We start from the raw sequence: 18,662 nt of genomic DNA, 5'->3' as shown, positions 1-18,662 counted from the left end.
AATTATTTATTTTTAGTTTTTACAAACCAATTAATTTAGAAATATCTGTCAAATCGGTCTTTTATTTTTTCAATAATCCCTTTTTCAGCAGTTTGGTTTTCCATAGCTTCTCTCAACTGTGATGATATTTTATCAACTTCTGATGAACCGGATTTTACTTTATTTCCTGATGTGGTTCTTTTTAATTTATCCGCTTCATTCATATCATCTTTAACTCTTGTGGTTTTTCCACGGGATTCATTGAATGCTTTTCCGAGTCTGACGTTGCCAACATTTTGGTCTTTAAATTTCAATTCGCTGGATGACTGCTGTATACTGCTTTGTACTGCCTCTTCTATATCCCTCTGGATACTTTCATCATTATGTACTGTATAATTCTCCTGCGAACTTCTTGTAGCGGTTTCTGATTTGCTGGATATTATCCAGAGAACCACGTTTGCGAATCCATTGCCCAGCAATGCCAGAATACCTACAATATACATGGCAAGAACATAACTTACAGTCGGATAATACCAGCCCTGTGGATAAATAGATGAGAAAATAGCAAGAGCCAACAGAGCCAGAATTGTACCTGCGGCTGTTATATAGTATCCGTATTTGGTCTGCTTCATCATCAGATTAGTACCGGTTAAAACCAGAGATGCTCCACCACCCATAAAAATTACAGAAAGGATGATTTTGCCGGGTTCTGAACCGTAATGAATCTGGGACATTATGATAAATGCAACACCTACAATCAAGAGTACAATACCTGCTGCAAAGATTACTGATCCAGCATAATATACAGATGTTCCTCTGCGAAGTATTCCCAGCGAATCTTCATCGATATTGTATTTATCCATTAATCAAACACTTATATTTCTCTTTTATATATGATTTGTCCTTTTTTCCTAAAAATTTATTTTTATGTGGTTGATATTTTAGTAATGCGTAAAAAAAACTGTTTAGGTATAATATAGTAGTTAAGTTGTTTACAATTTGATATTCTGGTTTTTTTGATGCGATAAAAACCTATTTATAAAATGAAACATTTTTATTTAATGGGGAAATTAGGTAACAGTAAATTGTTAGCCTTTTTTATTAAGCTCTTATCAGAGGGGGAGTTTGCAGATATGCAAATATTAGACAAATGTCCAAGATGTAAATCCAAAACTTTATATGAAAGTGAAAATTTCCAATACTGTGGTATATGTAGATACTGGACAAAAAAAGGTACAGCCAGAATAGATTCAATAATGGTTTTCGCATAATGGGGGGATGTGAATATGCAGAAAGAACAGTGTATATGTGACAGTTGTAATACACAGCTTAGAAAACAGGTACTGGGTATGAATATCTTGTATTTCTGCAGAAACTGTGGACGTATGACTTCTGCAGAATATGTTTGATATTCATCGGTTTTATTTTTTTAAACCTGTTCTTGTATTTTTTTACTGGCAAAAATCTCAAGCATACGTTCAACTTCTTTTCTAACATCATCCACCGGGATCCCCATCAGCCGGGCGAGGTAAATGGCTCCACCTGCACCGACACCTTCTTTAACATCACCGGCTTCATATCTACGAAGACCAGGATGTGACGACTTCCCGTATTCAGGGTCTACAAAATCCATCGGAACGCCAAGCATTTCAGTAGTTAATTTTTCAAAATTTGCAGTTTTGTCATTAACAACGTATTGTGTGGTTACTATGGAAATGTTGTCCGTATTATATCCCAGATGTTTTATTACTGAAAATATTGCAGCCATCTGAGTACCACCTGCAAGTACAACTCTTGATGCATTATTAGATTCTTTAAATCCTGTAACAACACCTGCAACAGTAGGCATCATGGGATCTCCGAGAGTTTTTATAGCATGTATTGGATTGTCTCTGAGACTTCCAAATGTCACCCCTGATGCATCCATTCCTTCTTTAACGACCTCTGTTTTCAGTTCAACAGGATTTAATGATGAACTGCTGCTAACATTACCATCGTATCCAAGAGCGTTTAAGACAGCCATGGCAGTTGTAGTACCGCCAGCTATACTCTCACCTATCATTAAAAAATCGGTTTTTGTCTGTATTTTTTTACCGATTTTGTATGCTCTTTCAAAAATATCCTTTGCATCAGGCACTGTAACAGGTTCTCTTATATCTTCTCCGGGAGAGGTTTTCATATCAACAAAAGGTACCTCGGGTGTAAAATTCAATCCAGAGTTTATAAACATGTGCGGTATGTCAGCAAGTTTTAGGGCTGCACGTGTGGTAAGGGATGGAGTGGGTGTATCATAAGGGGGAGTCATTGGTAATATAGGAGCGGTTATTATATCACCTGTTTCAACAATCTCAGCATCACCCACAGGTGTATAATCTGTTAATTCAGCGGTTTTCCCAGCACCTGATATCTTTTCTATGTGTGATGTTTTTGTATTTGAAAGTACACAGAGAAACAACGGATTATTTGGTTTACTAACGTTTATTGATGAATCAGACGTTTCCATATAAATCTCCATCCCATGATTTTGGTTAACTAATTTAATATGTTCTTGAAACGTATATTTTAGTGTTTGCTTCACCACCACAGACAGGACACGGGGAACTGCTGCTATTTTCCTGATTTACAGGTATCCCGAGTATGCCGGCACCGATATTTTCTTCCAGTTCATCGTTGCATTCTTCCTGGCCACACCATGGAATCTTTAGTATGCCTTTAACAATCTTGTTTTCGATTTCATCAAGAGAATCGCATTCGATGATATTGTTTTCAAGTTCAGCTTTTGCTTTTTCATATAGATTGGATTTTATTGATTCAAACTTACTTGCAACAGTATCATTGATTTCATCCATCGCTATCTGCTCTTTATCTCCTGTATCCCGCCGTACCATCATTACAGATTCATTTTTCAGGTCTTTTGGACCTATTTCAATTCTTAGCGGGACGCCTTTCATTTCCCATCTGTAATATTTGGCACCTGGTCTACGATCACTGGTATCAATTTTGGTTTTTACTCCCGCAGATTCCAGAGATCCTTTTACATTTTTACAGGCATCAAGAATGCTTTCTTTATCCTTATTCTTGAAAATAATCGGTATGATAATAACCTGCACGGGTGCAATTTCCGGTGGGAGTATGAGCCCTTTATCGTCACCATGTACCGATATCATTGCTGCAATACAGCGTTCTGATATACCATAACAGGACTGGTAAGCATATACCTGTTCACCATTAGGGTCTTCGTATTCTATGTCAAAGGTTTTTGCAAAATTGTTACCCAGATGATGTGCAGTACCAACCTGAAGTGTTCTTCCATCGGGCATCAGAGCATCAACTGCGATGGTGTAGTCAGCACCTGGGAATTTATCCCATTCAGGACGTTTTGATGTAAGTACTGGCAGACAGAGACGTTCGTAGAATTCATGGTATCTATCTATAGCCTCATCCACCTGTGCTGCAGCATCCTCCCATGTTTCATGTACAGTGTGAGCTTCTTTAAAAGATGTTATTTCACGCAGGCGTATAAGAGGTCTTGTATGTTTGGTTTCATATCTGAAAGTATTCACAATCTGGTAATATTTGATTGGCAGGTCTGCATGTGAACGAACCCAAAGTTTGTAGATGGGATATATAGCAGTTTCACTGGTAGGACGTAGAGCAAGATTAACTTCCAGTGGTGATGTGCCACCATGTGTGACCCAGTATACTTCTTCCTCAAAACCTTTTATATGTTTTGTTTCTTTCATAAATTCGTTTTCAGGAATCAATAGTGGGAATAAGGTTTCTTCATGGTCTCTATCCAGCAGTTCTCTGATTATAGAATAAGTTTTTTTTCTAATGGAAAAACCGAAAGGGTTCCATACATATAAGCCTTTGACAGGATAACGAACATCCATTATTTCGGCTTTAACAAGGATGTCATTGTACCATTCACTAAAATTTTCTTTTGCAGGAAGTGCCAACTCATTTTCTTCTTCCATGCTGTCACCAAAGTTTGTTTTATTGAAACTTAGATAGGATATCTCTTCAAATATATCTATCTATTTGTTCTCTGTATTACAGAACCGGAAAATAATTTAACATTCCTCATCATTGATTTTTATATCCGATGAGTTAACATCATAAATTATCATACCGGTTTTCAGGTTTTCTACTTCTTCATCACTAAGTTTTCTTGAATTTGCTCTGTCTGATATTATTGCACTGTTGCCCAGTGGGTCATCGATTTCAATCGTTAGTTTTCGGTGACCTTCGATTGTATCATCAAGGGCACTTTCAATTTCCAGGCATTGGTTGTATTTTTCTTCCTCTTCTTTTGACCATTTGGCTGCGGTCTGTACAACGCTTTTGACCCTGTTTAATAACCCTTCAATATTTGTAACATATGATTCAGAAGCAGGTCCCGGTTCTACAGCTATACCAAATTCAGGGACCCTGATAGTACCAGATGTTGAACGTACTATCCTTGCGTACAGGTCATTGTTATTTTCAATTGTTATTTCATAATGAACAGGGTCTTTTTGGGTGGTAATCATTGTGTCTGCAAATTTAAATCCACAGCTGCATCTGGCAGTTATATAAAGAATCTCATCGAAATAAGGTATATGGTCGGTCTGCCAGTGCATCGTCAGTTTATCATGGCATAGCGGACAGCTTGATTCAGTACTAAAACCGTTTTCTGAATGGTTTTCTTGGTTCAATATTTTCCACCAATTATTTTGTCTCTGTCGATTTTGACACCTGCAGGTGTAACAAGAACTTGGTCTTCTTTGAGTCCTGCAATGTCACCTTGTACATCGGTGACAACTTCTTTTAAGTCTTTAAGTGCTCTGTCAAGAAGAAGTTTATCGGCTTTGATATTGGATATATCCAGCATCAATATATTTCCGTCGTAGATTTCCTTTTTTAACTGGCTGAGTTCATCCAGATTGGTAAGTTCTCCCACTCTGATGTAGGTCTCTGCAGGTTCATCATCAATAACTTCTTCATATTTACTCAGATCAAGGTCTGTAAACTCGTCTTCACTTGTTGCCTGATTTGTACTGCTTCCAAACAGTTTATCCATAAACTTTGCCATAGTCACACCTTTTTAAGTTCTGTTATTATTATATTAATAACTCCAGTTTAATTTAATTTTTTATTGAATATTTTTAGAAACTCCGGTATTTTGAATACCCATTAAATAGAGAGGTTCCACAATTCATCACCTACATAGTGTATCGATTGAACTGCCTTACCTGATTCACCTGTCATCTCTTCACCATCCATCATAGCTCTACCTACAGCAAGTGGTTTACCATGATTTTCTTCTTTGATAATGACAAGGTCTCCTTTCTTTATGTTGGGGTCTGACTTGACAATACCGGGTGACATAACATCTGCCCCTTTTGAAACAAATTTGACAGCACCAGAATCCACATATACATTGTTACTGTTTAAATTGATTTCCAGAGCACCGCGAACGGTAGGGAAAATCTCGTCACCTATAAAAAACAACAGTGGATTATTATCAACCATTATTATTGAATATTTGTCGGTTTTTACACACTCAAATTTGCTGTCAGAAAGTTTTTTTATCTCATCTCCGAAGGTGGATACAAGTTCGTTTAATAGTTTATTTTTCGTACTTTTTCTGAGTTGGACTCTGGATTTGATTTTCAATAAACCACCTTAAAGACATTTTATGTTACAATAGCCTAAAGTAACTATATACTTTTTAAATATTGCGCGCAACCTATAATCTAATAACAATTAATGCTAATACTTTTATTTACTTTTAACTTGTAAACAAACCAATAAACAAAGCCAAAGCATTTAAATTAATTATTGTTATAGGGTATGGCAAATCAATTTTTATTCATGGAGAATATTTAAAATGTTACAGGAGATTACCAGTCAGTATAACGCAAATAAGATAGAGAAAAATATTCACAGGTTCTGGGAAGAGAACAATGCGTATAAACGAGTAAGGGAATCAAGGGAAGGCGCCAGTAAATTCTTCTTTGTTGATGGTCCGCCCTATACAACCGGTCATATTCATCTTGGTACTGCATGGAACAAAGTCATAAAGGACTCTATTCTGCGCTACTTCTCCATGAATAACTATGACATCCATGAACGTGCAGGTTGGGATATGCACGGTTTACCCATTGAAGTGAAAGTAGAGGGTATTCTTGGTTTCCAATCCAAAAAGGACATTGAAACCTATGGAGTGGGAAACTTTATAAATAAATGTAAAAACTTTGCGATAGAACAAAAAGATAACATGACCGAGCAGTTCAAGTCACTCGGTGTATGGCTTGACTGGGAAAACCCTTACATGACATTACGTGATGAATATATCGAAGCCGCGTGGTGGACTCTTAAACAGGCGTACGACAAAGACCTGCTTGAAGAGGGTCAGCGTGTTGTAAACTGGTGTCCGCGATGTGAAACAGCTATTGCGGATTCAGAAGTAGATTATTTTGAAATTACCGATCCTTCAATTTATATAAAATTCCGATTAAAGGAAGAAGAAAATACATATGTTGTAATCTGGACGACTACACCATGGACAATCCCCTCAAATATGGCAGTAGCTGTTCATCCTTCTTTTGAGTATTCAAAGGTTAAAGCAACAAATCCTGAAGGTAACGACGAGGTTTTGATTCTGGCATCCGATTTAGTGGAGGACGTTTTGAAGCAAGGTCGTTATACTGATTATGAAGTTCTTGAGAAAATGAGCGGTAAAGACCTTGAAGGTTTAAGTTATCATCATCCGCTTGCAGATGCAGTTTCAAAACAGGCAGAATTTGAACATAATATCTATACAGCAGATTACGTTACAGCTGAAAAAACCGGTTGTGTCCATATAGCACCAGGACACGGTATGGAAGATTTTGAAGTGGGTGTTGAAAACGGAATTCCGGTATTCTGTCCTGTAGGTGCAGATGGTAAATATCTGGATGAAGCAGGTAAATATTCTGGTGAACACATCAGGGACGCCAATCAGACCATAATAAATGACCTTAAACATCGGGGAGTTTTGCTTGCTGAAGAATCGATAAATCATCGATATGGTCATTGCTGGAGATGTAAAACTCCCAATATCTATCTTGCAACTGTACAATGGTTCCTGAAAATATCAGATATTAAACAAAATATGCTTTCAGAAATCCAGAAAGTGGACTGGTATCCTGAATGGGCGGGAACGTCCCGTTTCAAAGACTGGGTAGAAGGAGCAAGGGACTGGTGTATATCCCGTCAGAGGTATTGGGGAATCCCTATACCAGTATGGAAATGTAGCGGTTGCGGGTCGATAGATGTTGTTGGTACAAAGCAGGAGCTTATAAATAAATCAAATGCAGATAAACATATTGAACTCCATCGACCATATGTTGATGATTTAACTATGGAATGTGATTGCGGAGGCTCCATGTCCCGTGTAGAGGATGTATTTGATGTATGGTTTGATTCTGCGGTGGCATCATGGGCAACACTGGGCTATCCGCAGTCAGAAAAAGATTTCCATAGATGGTGGCCTGCCGATTTCATCACAGAGGGACACGACCAGACTCGGGGATGGTTCTATTCCCAGCTTGGAGCAAGTATGGTGGCGTTTGAACAGTCGCCTTATAAAAGCGTCATGATGCATGGATTCACTCTTGATAAATACGGTAAAAAGATGTCCAAGAGTCAGGGTAATGTTGTTGACCCTCTTGAGGTAGTAGATAAATACGGAGCAGATACTCTCCGTGCTTATGTTCTGTCTACAAGTGCACCATGGGATGATTTGAAATTCAACTGGGAAGGAGTAAATCAGGTGTACAGCAACCTGAATATTTTATGGAACGTCTATAGATTCCCTATTCCCTACATGGTTCTTGATAATTTTGACCCTAAACAAGTATCAATGGATTCAATATCAAAACACCTGAGAAAAGAGGACAAATGGATTCTTTCACGGATGCAGTCTGTCATAAAAGATGTGGATTATGCAATGAGTGATTATCAGTTGCATAAAGCCATCAGAGCCATTAATGAATTTGTTCTGGAAGACCTTTCAAGGTGGTACATCCAGCTAATACGTCCAAGAACATGGGTTGAATCTGAAGACCCTGATAAACTTGCAGCGTATAGAGTATTGTACGATGTATTTGTGACACTTTCAAAATTAATCGCACCGTTTACACCTCACATTGCAGAAGAAATGTACCAGAATCTGGTGCGAAACGTTGACCAGTATGCCCCAATCACGGTGCATATGAATGACTGGCCTTTACCAGAGGAAGAGAAAGTGGATAAAGAACTCGAGTCACATATGCAGATAGCAAGGTCTATAGTTGAATCATCAGCCAACGCACGTCAGAAAGTAAAACGTAAACTCAGGTGGCCGGTCTCGCGTATTGTGGTTGCACCCGATGATAAAGAGGCATCAAATGCTGTAGATAACCTGCGTTCAGTACTGATGGATCAGACCAATGCAAAGGATATTGAATTACTCGACCCAGATGAAGAGTGGAGTGAACTTGGTCTGGAGGCTATACCAGACCCGAGTGCAATTGGTCCAGTATTTAAAAAGAACGCCGGTGAAGTGATAAATGCTATAAAATCATCTAATCCTTCTGAGTTAAAGGAATCCATTGATAATTATGGGAAATTTAGTGTATCACTTTCCGATTCATCGGCTGCGACTGTAACATCTGATATGGTAAACTTCCAGAGGACTCTCCCTGATACAGTTGCAAGCGCTGAATTTGAAGGGGGCATTGTTTATGTGGATGCCACACTCACCAGTGAGATTGAATCGGAAGGATTTGCAAGAGAGGTCATACGCAGAGTTCAGGATATGAGAAAAGAACTTGACCTTTCAGTGGAGGAAAATATTAAAAGCTTGATAAAAATCGATGACGAAAGGGTGGCAGAACTTGTCAAAAACATGGAAACCTACATTTCAAAGGAAGTCAGGGCAGACACACTTGTTATTGGTACGGATATAAGCACAGATGGGGAATATGTGAAAGATTGGAATGTAGAAGGGATACCCATGGAAATTGCAATTTCTCCGCTTGAATCTGGAACAGGGAATGTATGATATGGATTTTGATACATGGGATACAATCTATCAGAAAATCCTTAGTGATTTTGGGTTTAGCAGAAAAGAAGATGAGAGGTCGGCATTCATACTTTCCGACCTTTTATCCAGTTTATCTAATACCAGTGACCTTTCAATTTTGAGAAAAACCATCAATGAGAAAAATATCTTGGTTTGTGGTAATGCGCCTTCACTTGTTGATGATTTAAAGAATTTCGACTTTCAAGATTATGCTATAATTGCTGCAGATGGAGCTGTTGAAGCGTTAATGGATGCAGGGATTGTTCCGGATATCATTGTCACAGACCTTGACGGGAATGTAGAAAAGGAAATTGATGCAAATTATAAAGGTTCTTTGATGGTTGTTCATGCACACGGGGACAACATTGATAAACTTAGAAAATACGTGCCCCGTTTTAAAAATGTAATAGGAACTACCCAATCACATCCCTTATACAACGTTTACAATTTCGGGGGATTTACGGATGGGGATAGATGTGTTTATCTTGCCAAGCGGTTCAGTGCATCAAAGATAGAACTTGCAGGTTTTGATTTTACTGATAAAAATGTATCTGATTTTAAGAGAAAGAAACTTAAATGGGCAGAATGGTTAATTAATCAGACAACATTATTATGAGAACTTATTTATACATTCGTTATAAACAATATGTAGAGGTTGTATGCAAACTTTAGTAATATGCATCGATAGAGATAATGACCTTGGTGAGAAAGCTCATATCAATACTCCTGTAATCGGCAGAAAGGATAACATTGATGCTGCTGTAAAGCTTGCAACAGCCGATCCTGAGGATTCGGATACAAATACAATATTTGGCGGTATACAGGTACTGGACGACCTTTTAAACCGTGGGATTGATGCAGAAATTGTACTTCTTGCTGGTGACAGAAATGTAAATGTTGTAGCAGACCAGCACATCTCCAGACAGCTTGATGAAATTTTAAAAACCTACAATGCAAAAAATGCAATTTTCATTTCAGACGGTGCAGAAGACGAAACTCTGATGCCCATTGTGCAGTCCAGAATCAAGATAGATTCTGTAAAACGTGTTACTGTGATGCAGAGTGCAAACCTTGAGAGTACCTATTATCTTTTAAAACATGCTTTCAATGACCCCAAAATCTCTCAGACCTTTTTTGTTCCGCTGGGGCTGGCAGCTCTTATCTATGCAATATTTCTACTTATGAATTATCCTGAAGGGGCAGTTATAGGTATTCTGGCGGCGGTTGGTCTCTATATGCTCTATAGAGGTTTCAATCTGGACGACCAGTTCGCTGTATTTTTAAATAACGTAAAAAACGCCTTTCATGGTGGAAGGTTAACCTTTGTAACTTATCTGACAGCATTTTTGATAGCAATTATTGCTACCATTCAGGGAACGCTGGAAATCTGGACATATTATACTCAAGGTGGAATCTGGTATTATGGAATACTAACCCTTGCAACAGTCTTTATAAACGAGAGTATATGGTGGTATACAGCAGCATTTCTGGCTGGATATTCCGGCAAACTGGTTGACCTTAAAGCAAGAGGAAAATCAATCTATCCATGTATGTCTACAGTATTTTTCGCGGTGTCCATGGGGTTATTGTTCTGGGGTTCCAGTACGTACCTGCTTTCAATTAACGCGTTGTTGAGTTCCCCTGAAATACCAGATTTTGGTCTCCAGTATTTTGTGTATTCCATTATTGGTGCCTTTATAATCGCTCTATTGGGGATGAAAATATCCATTGACAACAGACATGAAAGATATAATGAGCAGTTATCAAATACAGGAACAAAATACACATAATGAAAAAGTCGATGCTGTTATCATCGGTGGACTGGCATTTTCCAGTTTAAAAAATTTCCAGTTAAATCCTGTAAATACATCATTTGGTAAAGTCGATGTTTATATTGGTAAAATTTTTGACCGGAATATCGCTGTAATTCCTCGACATTCGGGGGAACAAAACCATGTACCTCCTCATAGAATCAATTACCGTGCCAATATTCAGGCTGTATATGAACTCAAGGCAGAACGTATAATATCAGTAAATTCAGTGGGGAGTATGAAAGACCACATACCTGGAAGTTTTATATTGTTTGACGATTTTCTGGATTTTACTAAACACCGGATTTCTACCTTTTTTGACAACAAAACAATGCATGTTGATATGTCCCAACCATACTGTCCGCAAATTAAAAAACGTCTTTCCGAATCACTTGTATGCAGAGGTCTCAACTATTTTGGAGGGGTATATGCCTGCACTGAGGGTCCTCGTTTTGAAACAAAAGCTGAGATTAATATGTTGAGCCATTTTGCAGATTTTGTGGGTATGACAGGGGTGCCGGAAATAATACTGGCAAAAGAACTTGATATCTGCTATGCATCGATAGGTCTGGTTACAAATTATGCATGCGGGTTGAGTTCTGAAAGACTTACTGTCGATGAAGTGATGGATGTTGTGAATGATTCCCGTAACCTGCTTTATGATGTAATATCTGATACAATATCCCGGTTGCCAGAAAACAGGGATTGTTCATGTATGTATGCAACCTATAATGCTCGTATATAATCAGGCAATATCCTTGGATGTGTCTATCTGTATTCCGCCTTCTGCAATGTTGAATTTTATAATTTCGGTTTTTGGCGTCATACCCCGAATTTTTGGAACTGAGAGTTTATTATTGACTTTATCTACACTGTGTTCCAGATGAATGTCAAAAATAACATCCGATGCATTAAAAAGGTCGTTTTCAATATCTTCTGAATGGCTGCCTTTCAAACCGTAAAGATATGTAAGGCTCTGAATTTCTTTTGTTGATTCATATAATTGATGTATAATTCTTTTCAAAAGGCTGATATTGACATTTAGGTTCATGAAGAATGTAAAATTATCGATTATTATATTAACATCATCGTTTTTAGCATCATTTATTATATTTTTGAGATTATATTCGGTGAACTCTATTATTTTTGTATCTGCGTATTGATTTCCAATATTGTCACTTATTTCACCACTGGATGTGAGGTAGTATTCACTATAGATATCGATAAAATTAACATTTGATGCATCAAATCCCTGATTTATTATATCCTGATGTACATACAGAGGTTTACGGTTTGTGGTAAAATAATATGATTTACGTGCGAGGGTAAATTGATACAAAAATACTTCAGACATTGATTTGGGGTCTGCAGAAATATATGTCAGTGACCCTGCAGGCAGTCCACCACCAAGAATTCTGTCAAGGGCGAAAATCCCAGTCTGTTTTATACTGGGTACTGTATGTACCTGTTCTTCTTCTATTGGTGGATTCTGTTCCATGTTTTCAAGTTCAACGATTATTTATCCCTCATCAATACATAATAAAGTTTTATTATTATATTTTTTTGGTATAGTTGAGATTTTTACGCAAAGGTTATTTATATATTATCAGAGACTGAAACCCAATACAATGACGCTTTGGACAGTTGTAAGTGCTCAGAAATCAAAATTTAAAGTAATGCCTATAAAAAATAAAAAAAAGGTTCCTATTTTTCTGGGTGAATTAATACTTGGAAATACATCTGCTGGACCTCGCCCCCATAAATTCAAGGTCTATAAGGAAGGAAAAGGAGAATATCGCTCACCTGAGGAGTTTGTAGACCTTCTCCGAATGTCTAACCGAATTATGGTAGTTAATGGTGAATATGATGAGCAGGAATCTGATTTTTTTGAAATGCTTAAAGGATATCAATTAAAAGGCGAATATGTTAATGCGTGCAGACATTGTCTTTTAAAAAACAGATTCAATTTTGTGAATAAAAAATCAATTAGGTATCACAATGAATTGATATGTGAAGATTGTGCAAAAGGGGAACTTGAAAATGCTCTTAACAATGCACAATACAGATACAGCGAAGAAGCAATCGAGCACCTTAAACAACTTTTAATAAAAACAAGGGATTTTGACCGCACTCTTGGAATGCTAAATCCTGAAACGATTGATTCGGATTTAACCAGATATGATACAATAGAGTCCAACCCCGATGTTAGCACCATAAAAATCGATGATATACCAATAAATAAAAAATTCAAACAACATCTTCAGAAAAAATCCGAATATCTTCTTCCTGTCCAATCATTATCGGTACAAAAAGGATTGCTGGATGGCAATAACCAGCTTGTTATGTCTGCTACAGCAACGGGGAAAACCCTTATAGGTGAATTGGCAGGAATTAACAACGTTTTGAATAAAAGAGGAAAGATGCTTTTTCTGGTTCCTCTTGTTGCACTGGCAAATCAGAAATACGACCAGTTCACAAAGAACTATTCACACCTTGGTATCAAAACTTCAATAAGGGTCGGGAGTTCACGCATCAAAACCTCCAAAACGGCATCCATGCGTACGACACTGGATTCAGATATAATTGTAGGTACCTACGAAGGGCTGGATTATGTGCTGCGAACAGGTGATGCCGACAAACTCGGAAATATCGGGACAGTGGTTATAGATGAGGTTCATATGCTGGAAGATGCTGAACGCGGTCACCGGATTGATGGTTTGATCTCCCGGTTGAAATATACCGTACCTGAAGCCCAATTTATATACCTCTCAGCTACAGTGGCAAATCCAGAATGGTTTTCTCAAAAACTAGGGGCTTATCTTGTAGAATATGAATACAGACCTGTTCCGATAGAGAGGCATCTTGTGTTTAGTGATGACAGCAAAAAGGTCAATCTAATCACCAAACTTGTAAAGGACGAGTACAGCCAATATTCTTCCAAAGGTTACAGGGGACAATCCATCATATTTACCAATTCCAGAAAAAATTGCCACAGGATATCCGATGCTTTACCCATGAGTTCGGCAGCCTATCATGCAGGGCTTACCGGTTATGAACGAAAGAAAATAGAAAACAAGTTCCAAAACGGTGAACTTCCAGCAGTAGTTACTACAGCAGCACTTGCAGCAGGTGTAGATTTTCCAGCATCACAGGTTATTTTTGAATCTCTTGCTATGGGTATTGACTGGATAACAATGCAGGAATTTCTTCAGATGCTTGGACGTGCAGGAAGGCCGGATTATCACGACCGTGGAACAGTGGTTCTTCTGGCTACACCTGATAAGAACTATACAGGTGAACAGAAATTAACAGAGGATGAAGTTGCCATACAACTGTTAAAAGGTGAAATGGAGCATACTGGTGTGGAGTATGGTGAAGATGAGAATATGGAAGAAATACTGGCATCTTCAGCCCTGACAACATCAAAGAGTGATTTAAAAGCAATTCACAATAAATTTATTGGTGGATATGGTTTCAGCCAATTTTTCAATCAATTAAAAAAGTATAAGTTCATAAATCAGAAAGGTGAAAAAATCTACCTGACAAAATTTGGTAAAATAGCTGCCAGACATTTTCTTTCAGTAACCAAAGCTTTTCTTATACGTGATGCTGTTTTAGCTGGAACCGAACCTATTAACATTGTAACTAATCTGGAATTTTTCGATTCTGTTTATTTCAAGCACGCATCCCGGATATCACGAACATTAAAAGTAAATCTTCCTGCACGTGTTTTTCAGGGTGGTACAATTGATATATTGTTTGAAGGGGAAAACCTGTCAAAACTGGATGAGTCCCTGCAGGACCAGATATATGAATTTGCTGAGGATTTTCTGACATGTAACTGTAAGGACTCTCCATATTGTGGTTGTCCAGAACACAAATTTTCATCCAAGTTAATAAGTTTAAGAGCTGAAGGCAATGACCCTGAAGAAATTATAAAACAGCTTGAAATCCGCTATGGTATAACCGCTTATGTGGGAGATCTTTACGATTATCTGGATGATGTTATCAGAAACCTTGATGCAGTAGAACAAATGGCAAAAGCATATTCAAAAAAGGATATAGCAAAAAATGCCTATACGTTGAAAAGGAACGTTGAAGGAAGTGGGTAAAAAGTGGATAAGCGAAAGTGATTAAAATAATGCAAACACATTACCAGACAAATTAGGATAATCAATTTTGGGATATCTAATCATGACTGAAGATAATAATGAGGGCAAAAAGAAGGTAACCGTTGAATTTAAAAAGGCGGAAGATTTTAAACAGGCATATGCTATTGGTGCAGTAGGCGGACACAGTCCATATGATTTTCGAATAGGTTTTTATAATGATTCTCAGAAAGGGTTTGGACAACAATCAGATTCACGTGTTATAGAAAGAACACTCGAGACGGAAGTAATACTTTCACCAATGGCAGCCTACGAGCTCTCAAAATGGTTGAACCAGCATATTCAAGAATATGAAAATTTATTTGGACCCATCAGCAGACAGCAGGCTCAGAAAACAGAGAAAAATGAAAACAAGTCTGATAGTTCTGAACTACAGGGTTATATGTAAATAATAATATTATCTTTAAACAACATTAATCAATAAAAGTGAGGTTATAAATTGTTCCCAAATAAAAAAGTTCACAAATTACTTGGATCTAAGGTACAAGTTGAAATGAAAGGCGACCTCCATCAACTTGAAGGCGTTCTTGAAAGTGTGGATGATTATCTCAATCTACATCTTGTGGAATCTGTTGAAATAGCAAATGGTGAGCGCCTCAGATCACTCGGTTCAGTAGTATTAAGAGGTAACAACATCGTTTTACTGGCACCTGTTGAAGATTAATAAAAAAAGATACAGGATATTATGGAACCTGAAGAACTGGCTTTAAAAGTAATAAAAGAACATCCAGAGGGGATATATCAGAACCAGCTCTGGAAAGAGATGAATATAGACAGCCGTAAGTGTTCAAGGATTGTGTCAAAACTGTTGAAAAAAGGATTAATAATCCGTGAATCAGCGACTTCAAAGGGTTCAAGAACTTATCTTTTAAAAAGTGCTGAAGAACCAAAACCATCCTATGAGATGCTTTTGTCAGGAAGTATGTTCTCACCTTGTGCAGGATGCAGGCTGGCATGTGAACCAGAATATTGTGAATATTTGACCGAATGGATTGTGAAACTGGATGAAGAAGATGAAACATCCCAGTCAAAAGCACAATGTTGAATCTCAATTCCAGTAAAAATCGAAAATTATATATAGGTGCGTGGTAATTGTGTATTCCCGCACCGAAACAATCCAATTTGCTCCGGTAGTGTAGTCGGGCCAATCATTTCGGCCTTTCGAGCCGAAAACATGGGTTCAAATCCCATCCGGAGCATCTTTGAATTTTTTTATAATCCCTCAAATATTACTATTAACTCTTTAATCATATATAGTACATCTTTTTTGAGAATTTTTTACTTAGGAAAAACCGCCCGGGACTACTAAGCAAGTTTGCTAGTTTCAGGGTGATCAATATCTTTATTATGAGATGGTTTAGTTTAATTTAATTGAGTTAATTTTTTTATGTAAACTTTTAGGTTATAGGTTAAGATAGGTGTTAATGTTCCAATCATGAATCCTATATAATGCCCCTGTATGTTTGTTATGTTACCATTATTTAGGACTTTTTCAGGGAAGAGAATTAACCACAAACCTATTGTAAATGTAAAGAAAAATAATACAGTAGCTATTGCATACCAGTAAAATGGTATATTTTTAAAGTTACTATTTACTAGATTATTATTTTTAAACGAATGATATATTTTGATGATATCAATTTTAGCTTCATCAAGAAGGTAAATTGAAAGGATAAAAATCAGTAACAAATCAAGTCCTGTATTTTCTATTAATCCATACCTAATAAGTGATAATATAGATAAATTAAAAAAAATCACAGGGAACAAGAACAAAATTGTACGGTTCAAATTTATATCTGCTTTTTTATATGTATAGGTCACAAATGAGGCTGTAAAATAGCCTAATAGAGATGATACGATACCTGAAAATCCCAATATTTTATCCATGTCATAAATAAGGAGACTGAACAGAGAAATTCCAAACGGTGCAATAATAAAAATGGTTAACAGGTTTAAATAAAAATTTTTTCTTTCACATAATCCAAATATTCTGAAAAAAATAAAAATTAACAATATTATAACCATATACGACAAAAGGTTGCTCATGAAATGGTTATAATCAAAATGAGCGAAATTTGTGGCGTATATTGTAAAAATAGTATAATCATCTGTATGTAATATAAATGCACTATTTAATGAAGTAAAATATACTACAGTTAAAAAAAGTGGTAGAAAAACAAAAAGGAATAATATATCAGGTAGATATCGAGTATTCCCACTATTCATATACATATACTATTACTCTTTTGAATAAAAAATCTATAGCAACTATAGTTGAACACAGATTATTTGTTATTAATTTGCAATATATTTCAATAATTATAAGCAACAAATATTGAGTTATCGACTATAAAATGAGAATAATACAAGTTATTATATTTCATTATATTATTATATTGATTTTTACAATATATACACCCAACAATATTTATTGATATATTGCGTTTTGTCAGCTACTAACCGCTAAAGCGGTTAGCTTGTCCTTCCATCTCTTAACTAATAGAAGTTAAGCGGAGGACATCAGGAAGGCTGACAGCTCCCCTGTGTGCAATGTTCTTCGAAGCATTGTAGTCGGCGTTCTCTCTATGACCGCATGTCTTACACCTGAAGTTAGCCTGTTTCTGGCGGTTGCTCTTATTGATATGCCCGCACTCAGAACATTGCTGCGAAGTATACATCGGGTTAATTATTATAACAGGTACTCCTTCAAGTTTTGATTTGTATAATATGAAATCGGTCAATTCAGAGAACGCCCATTTACCCAACCTATCTTTCTGCGCTTTAGTAACCGTAGCCTCCGGACGAAAACCGTTGAGGTTTTCCAATGCAATAGCCCGGGACGTGTCTTTAGCGCGTTTAACCAGTTGTTTGGCAACCCGGTGATTCAAGTCACGTTTGAACCGGCGTTCCTTTTTGGATAATTTCTTGAGGTGCTCCTTGGCGGACCATGTTCCAGCTGACTGCAATCTCGATTTTAGACTGGTATATCGCTCTCGTATCTCATCAGCTTTTGTGCCTTTGTAAACTTCGTTATTAGAAGTGGTTGCTATATTAACTACGCCAAGGTCTACTCCCATGACATCATCGTTATATTCAACCTCGTTTTCACCCACTTCCATCACAAGCATCAGGTAAAAATTATTATCTTCGTAAATCAGGTCTGTTTGACCTCGGATTTTACTTATGTCAAAAGGTCTATAATCACCGTAAGATATACTTATCTTCTCACGCCCATTCAGAGTAAGTATGGAAACCATATCTTTTCCCTTGAACGACAGAACTCTCTGGTCGTAGACCACTGCACCTCTTCTATTGAATTTGTGCATGGTTTTTCTGTCGTTGCTGTAGCTTTCAGCTACTTTACCGATTGCCCTGACAGTCAATTGAGCAGACAGAGCGAATTTTTGCCTAATGTCATAATAAGTCAATTTCTGAATCCCGGTTTTACCAAATTTCTTGTTGTGCCATGCAGTCTCAGAAGCATAGTTGCAGGCCTCATTGAACTTTTCCATAGTTGTCAATAGTTTATTGCTTTGTTTTCTATCGGGATTCAGTTTTACTTTCAACGTCAGGTACATGCTATCTACAAATATGTTAGATACATATAAAATA

General features: G+C 37.1%; 19 protein-coding genes and 1 tRNA gene. 11 read left to right on the top strand and 9 right to left on the bottom strand.

The window, feature by feature from the left end:
• Positions 1-35: 35 nt before the first annotated feature.
• On the bottom strand, positions 36-842 hold the full coding sequence (locus METEV_RS09605) for a DUF7139 domain-containing protein (RefSeq protein ID WP_013195312.1): 807 nt from the start codon (positions 840-842) through the stop codon (positions 36-38).
• Between the two features lie 270 nt (positions 843-1,112).
• Between METEV_RS09605 and METEV_RS12590 the strand changes: the two genes are divergently transcribed.
• Positions 1,113-1,250 (top strand): hypothetical protein, encoded by a 138-nt coding sequence (locus METEV_RS12590; RefSeq protein ID WP_198008143.1) that lies wholly within the window; start codon positions 1,113-1,115, stop codon positions 1,248-1,250.
• 15 nt (positions 1,251-1,265) lie between these two features.
• Entirely contained in the window at positions 1,266-1,388 is a 123-nt protein-coding gene (locus METEV_RS12890) for a hypothetical protein (RefSeq protein WP_013195310.1), read from the top strand.
• A gap of 20 nt (positions 1,389-1,408) precedes the next feature.
• Here the strand turns inward: METEV_RS12890 and cobT are convergent, their stop codons facing one another.
• The 5 genes from cobT to METEV_RS09580 form a co-directional block, all read right to left on the bottom strand.
• On the bottom strand, positions 1,409-2,482 hold the full coding sequence (cobT, locus tag METEV_RS09600; protein WP_013195309.1) for a nicotinate mononucleotide-dependent phosphoribosyltransferase CobT: 1,074 nt from the start codon (positions 2,480-2,482) through the stop codon (positions 1,409-1,411).
• Between the two features lie 34 nt (positions 2,483-2,516).
• The gene (gene proS / locus METEV_RS09595; protein WP_013195308.1) at positions 2,517-3,956 is read right to left on the bottom strand and encodes a proline--tRNA ligase; all 1,440 of its coding nucleotides are present in this window, start codon (positions 3,954-3,956) and stop codon (positions 2,517-2,519) included.
• Positions 3,957-4,052: 96 nt separating this feature from the next.
• Positions 4,053-4,676: a ZPR1 zinc finger domain-containing protein gene (locus tag METEV_RS09590; protein WP_013195307.1), complete on the bottom strand. Its 624-nt coding sequence runs from the start codon at positions 4,674-4,676 to the stop codon at positions 4,053-4,055.
• Entirely contained in the window at positions 4,673-5,053 is a 381-nt protein-coding gene (locus METEV_RS09585; protein ID WP_013195306.1) for a cell division protein SepF, read from the bottom strand. Before METEV_RS09585 ends, METEV_RS09590 begins: the two co-directional genes overlap by 4 nt.
• Before the next feature lie 101 nt (positions 5,054-5,154).
• The gene (locus METEV_RS09580; protein WP_013195305.1) at positions 5,155-5,637 is read right to left on the bottom strand and encodes an RNA-binding protein; all 483 of its coding nucleotides are present in this window, start codon (positions 5,635-5,637) and stop codon (positions 5,155-5,157) included.
• Positions 5,638-5,851: 214 nt separating this feature from the next.
• Here METEV_RS09580 and ileS point away from each other — a divergent pair, with 214 nt between their 5' ends.
• From ileS to METEV_RS09560, 4 genes are read left to right on the top strand one after another with little or no spacing between them, the layout of a single operon-like run.
• A complete protein-coding gene (gene ileS / locus METEV_RS09575) occupies positions 5,852-9,049 on the top strand; it encodes an isoleucine--tRNA ligase (protein ID WP_013195304.1) in 3,198 nt (1,065 codons plus the stop codon).
• A gap of 1 nt (position 9,050) precedes the next feature.
• Entirely contained in the window at positions 9,051-9,686 is a 636-nt protein-coding gene (locus tag METEV_RS09570; protein WP_049891300.1) for a 6-hydroxymethylpterin diphosphokinase MptE-like protein, read from the top strand.
• Between the two features lie 43 nt (positions 9,687-9,729).
• Positions 9,730-10,860 (top strand): DUF373 family protein, encoded by a 1,131-nt coding sequence (locus METEV_RS09565; RefSeq protein WP_013195302.1) that lies wholly within the window; start codon positions 9,730-9,732, stop codon positions 10,858-10,860.
• A complete protein-coding gene (locus METEV_RS09560; RefSeq protein ID WP_232216852.1) occupies positions 10,799-11,626 on the top strand; it encodes an MTAP family purine nucleoside phosphorylase in 828 nt (275 codons plus the stop codon). The genes METEV_RS09565 and METEV_RS09560 overlap by 62 nt, the downstream gene beginning before the upstream one ends.
• On the opposite strand, the gene METEV_RS09555 is transcribed toward METEV_RS09560, so the two are convergent.
• Positions 11,627-12,379, bottom strand: a complete 753-nt coding sequence (locus tag METEV_RS09555; RefSeq protein ID WP_013195300.1) for an RAD55 family ATPase — start codon at positions 12,377-12,379, stop codon at positions 11,627-11,629.
• 130 nt (positions 12,380-12,509) lie between these two features.
• Here METEV_RS09555 and METEV_RS09550 point away from each other — a divergent pair, with 130 nt between their 5' ends.
• From METEV_RS09550 to METEV_RS09530, 5 genes are all read left to right on the top strand, one after another.
• On the top strand, positions 12,510-14,993 hold the full coding sequence (locus tag METEV_RS09550; RefSeq protein WP_013195299.1) for a DUF5814 domain-containing protein: 2,484 nt from the start codon (positions 12,510-12,512) through the stop codon (positions 14,991-14,993).
• Between the two features lie 82 nt (positions 14,994-15,075).
• Positions 15,076-15,438, top strand: coding sequence for a DUF3467 domain-containing protein (locus tag METEV_RS09545; RefSeq protein WP_013195298.1), 363 nt, complete (start codon positions 15,076-15,078; stop codon positions 15,436-15,438).
• A gap of 51 nt (positions 15,439-15,489) precedes the next feature.
• The gene (locus METEV_RS09540) at positions 15,490-15,714 is read left to right on the top strand and encodes an LSM domain-containing protein (protein WP_013195297.1); all 225 of its coding nucleotides are present in this window, start codon (positions 15,490-15,492) and stop codon (positions 15,712-15,714) included.
• A gap of 21 nt (positions 15,715-15,735) precedes the next feature.
• On the top strand, positions 15,736-16,095 hold the full coding sequence (locus METEV_RS09535) for a helix-turn-helix transcriptional regulator (RefSeq protein WP_013195296.1): 360 nt from the start codon (positions 15,736-15,738) through the stop codon (positions 16,093-16,095).
• Between the two features lie 79 nt (positions 16,096-16,174).
• Positions 16,175-16,249, top strand: a tRNA-Glu gene (locus METEV_RS09530).
• Positions 16,250-16,412: 163 nt separating this feature from the next.
• On the opposite strand, the gene METEV_RS12430 is transcribed toward METEV_RS09530, so the two are convergent.
• Both METEV_RS12430 and METEV_RS09520 read right to left on the bottom strand, forming a co-directional pair.
• A complete protein-coding gene (locus METEV_RS12430; RefSeq protein WP_157197335.1) occupies positions 16,413-16,937 on the bottom strand; it encodes a hypothetical protein in 525 nt (174 codons plus the stop codon).
• A 605-nt stretch (positions 16,938-17,542) separates the two neighbouring features.
• Positions 17,543-18,628: an RNA-guided endonuclease InsQ/TnpB family protein gene (locus METEV_RS09520; protein WP_013195294.1), complete on the bottom strand. Its 1,086-nt coding sequence runs from the start codon at positions 18,626-18,628 to the stop codon at positions 17,543-17,545.
• Positions 18,629-18,662: the final 34 nt, after the last annotated feature.

Source organism: Methanohalobium evestigatum Z-7303 (assembly GCF_000196655.1).
Taxonomy (GTDB): domain Archaea; phylum Halobacteriota; class Methanosarcinia; order Methanosarcinales; family Methanosarcinaceae; genus Methanohalobium; species Methanohalobium evestigatum.
This window is presented reverse-complemented; position numbering and strand designations above follow the sequence as displayed.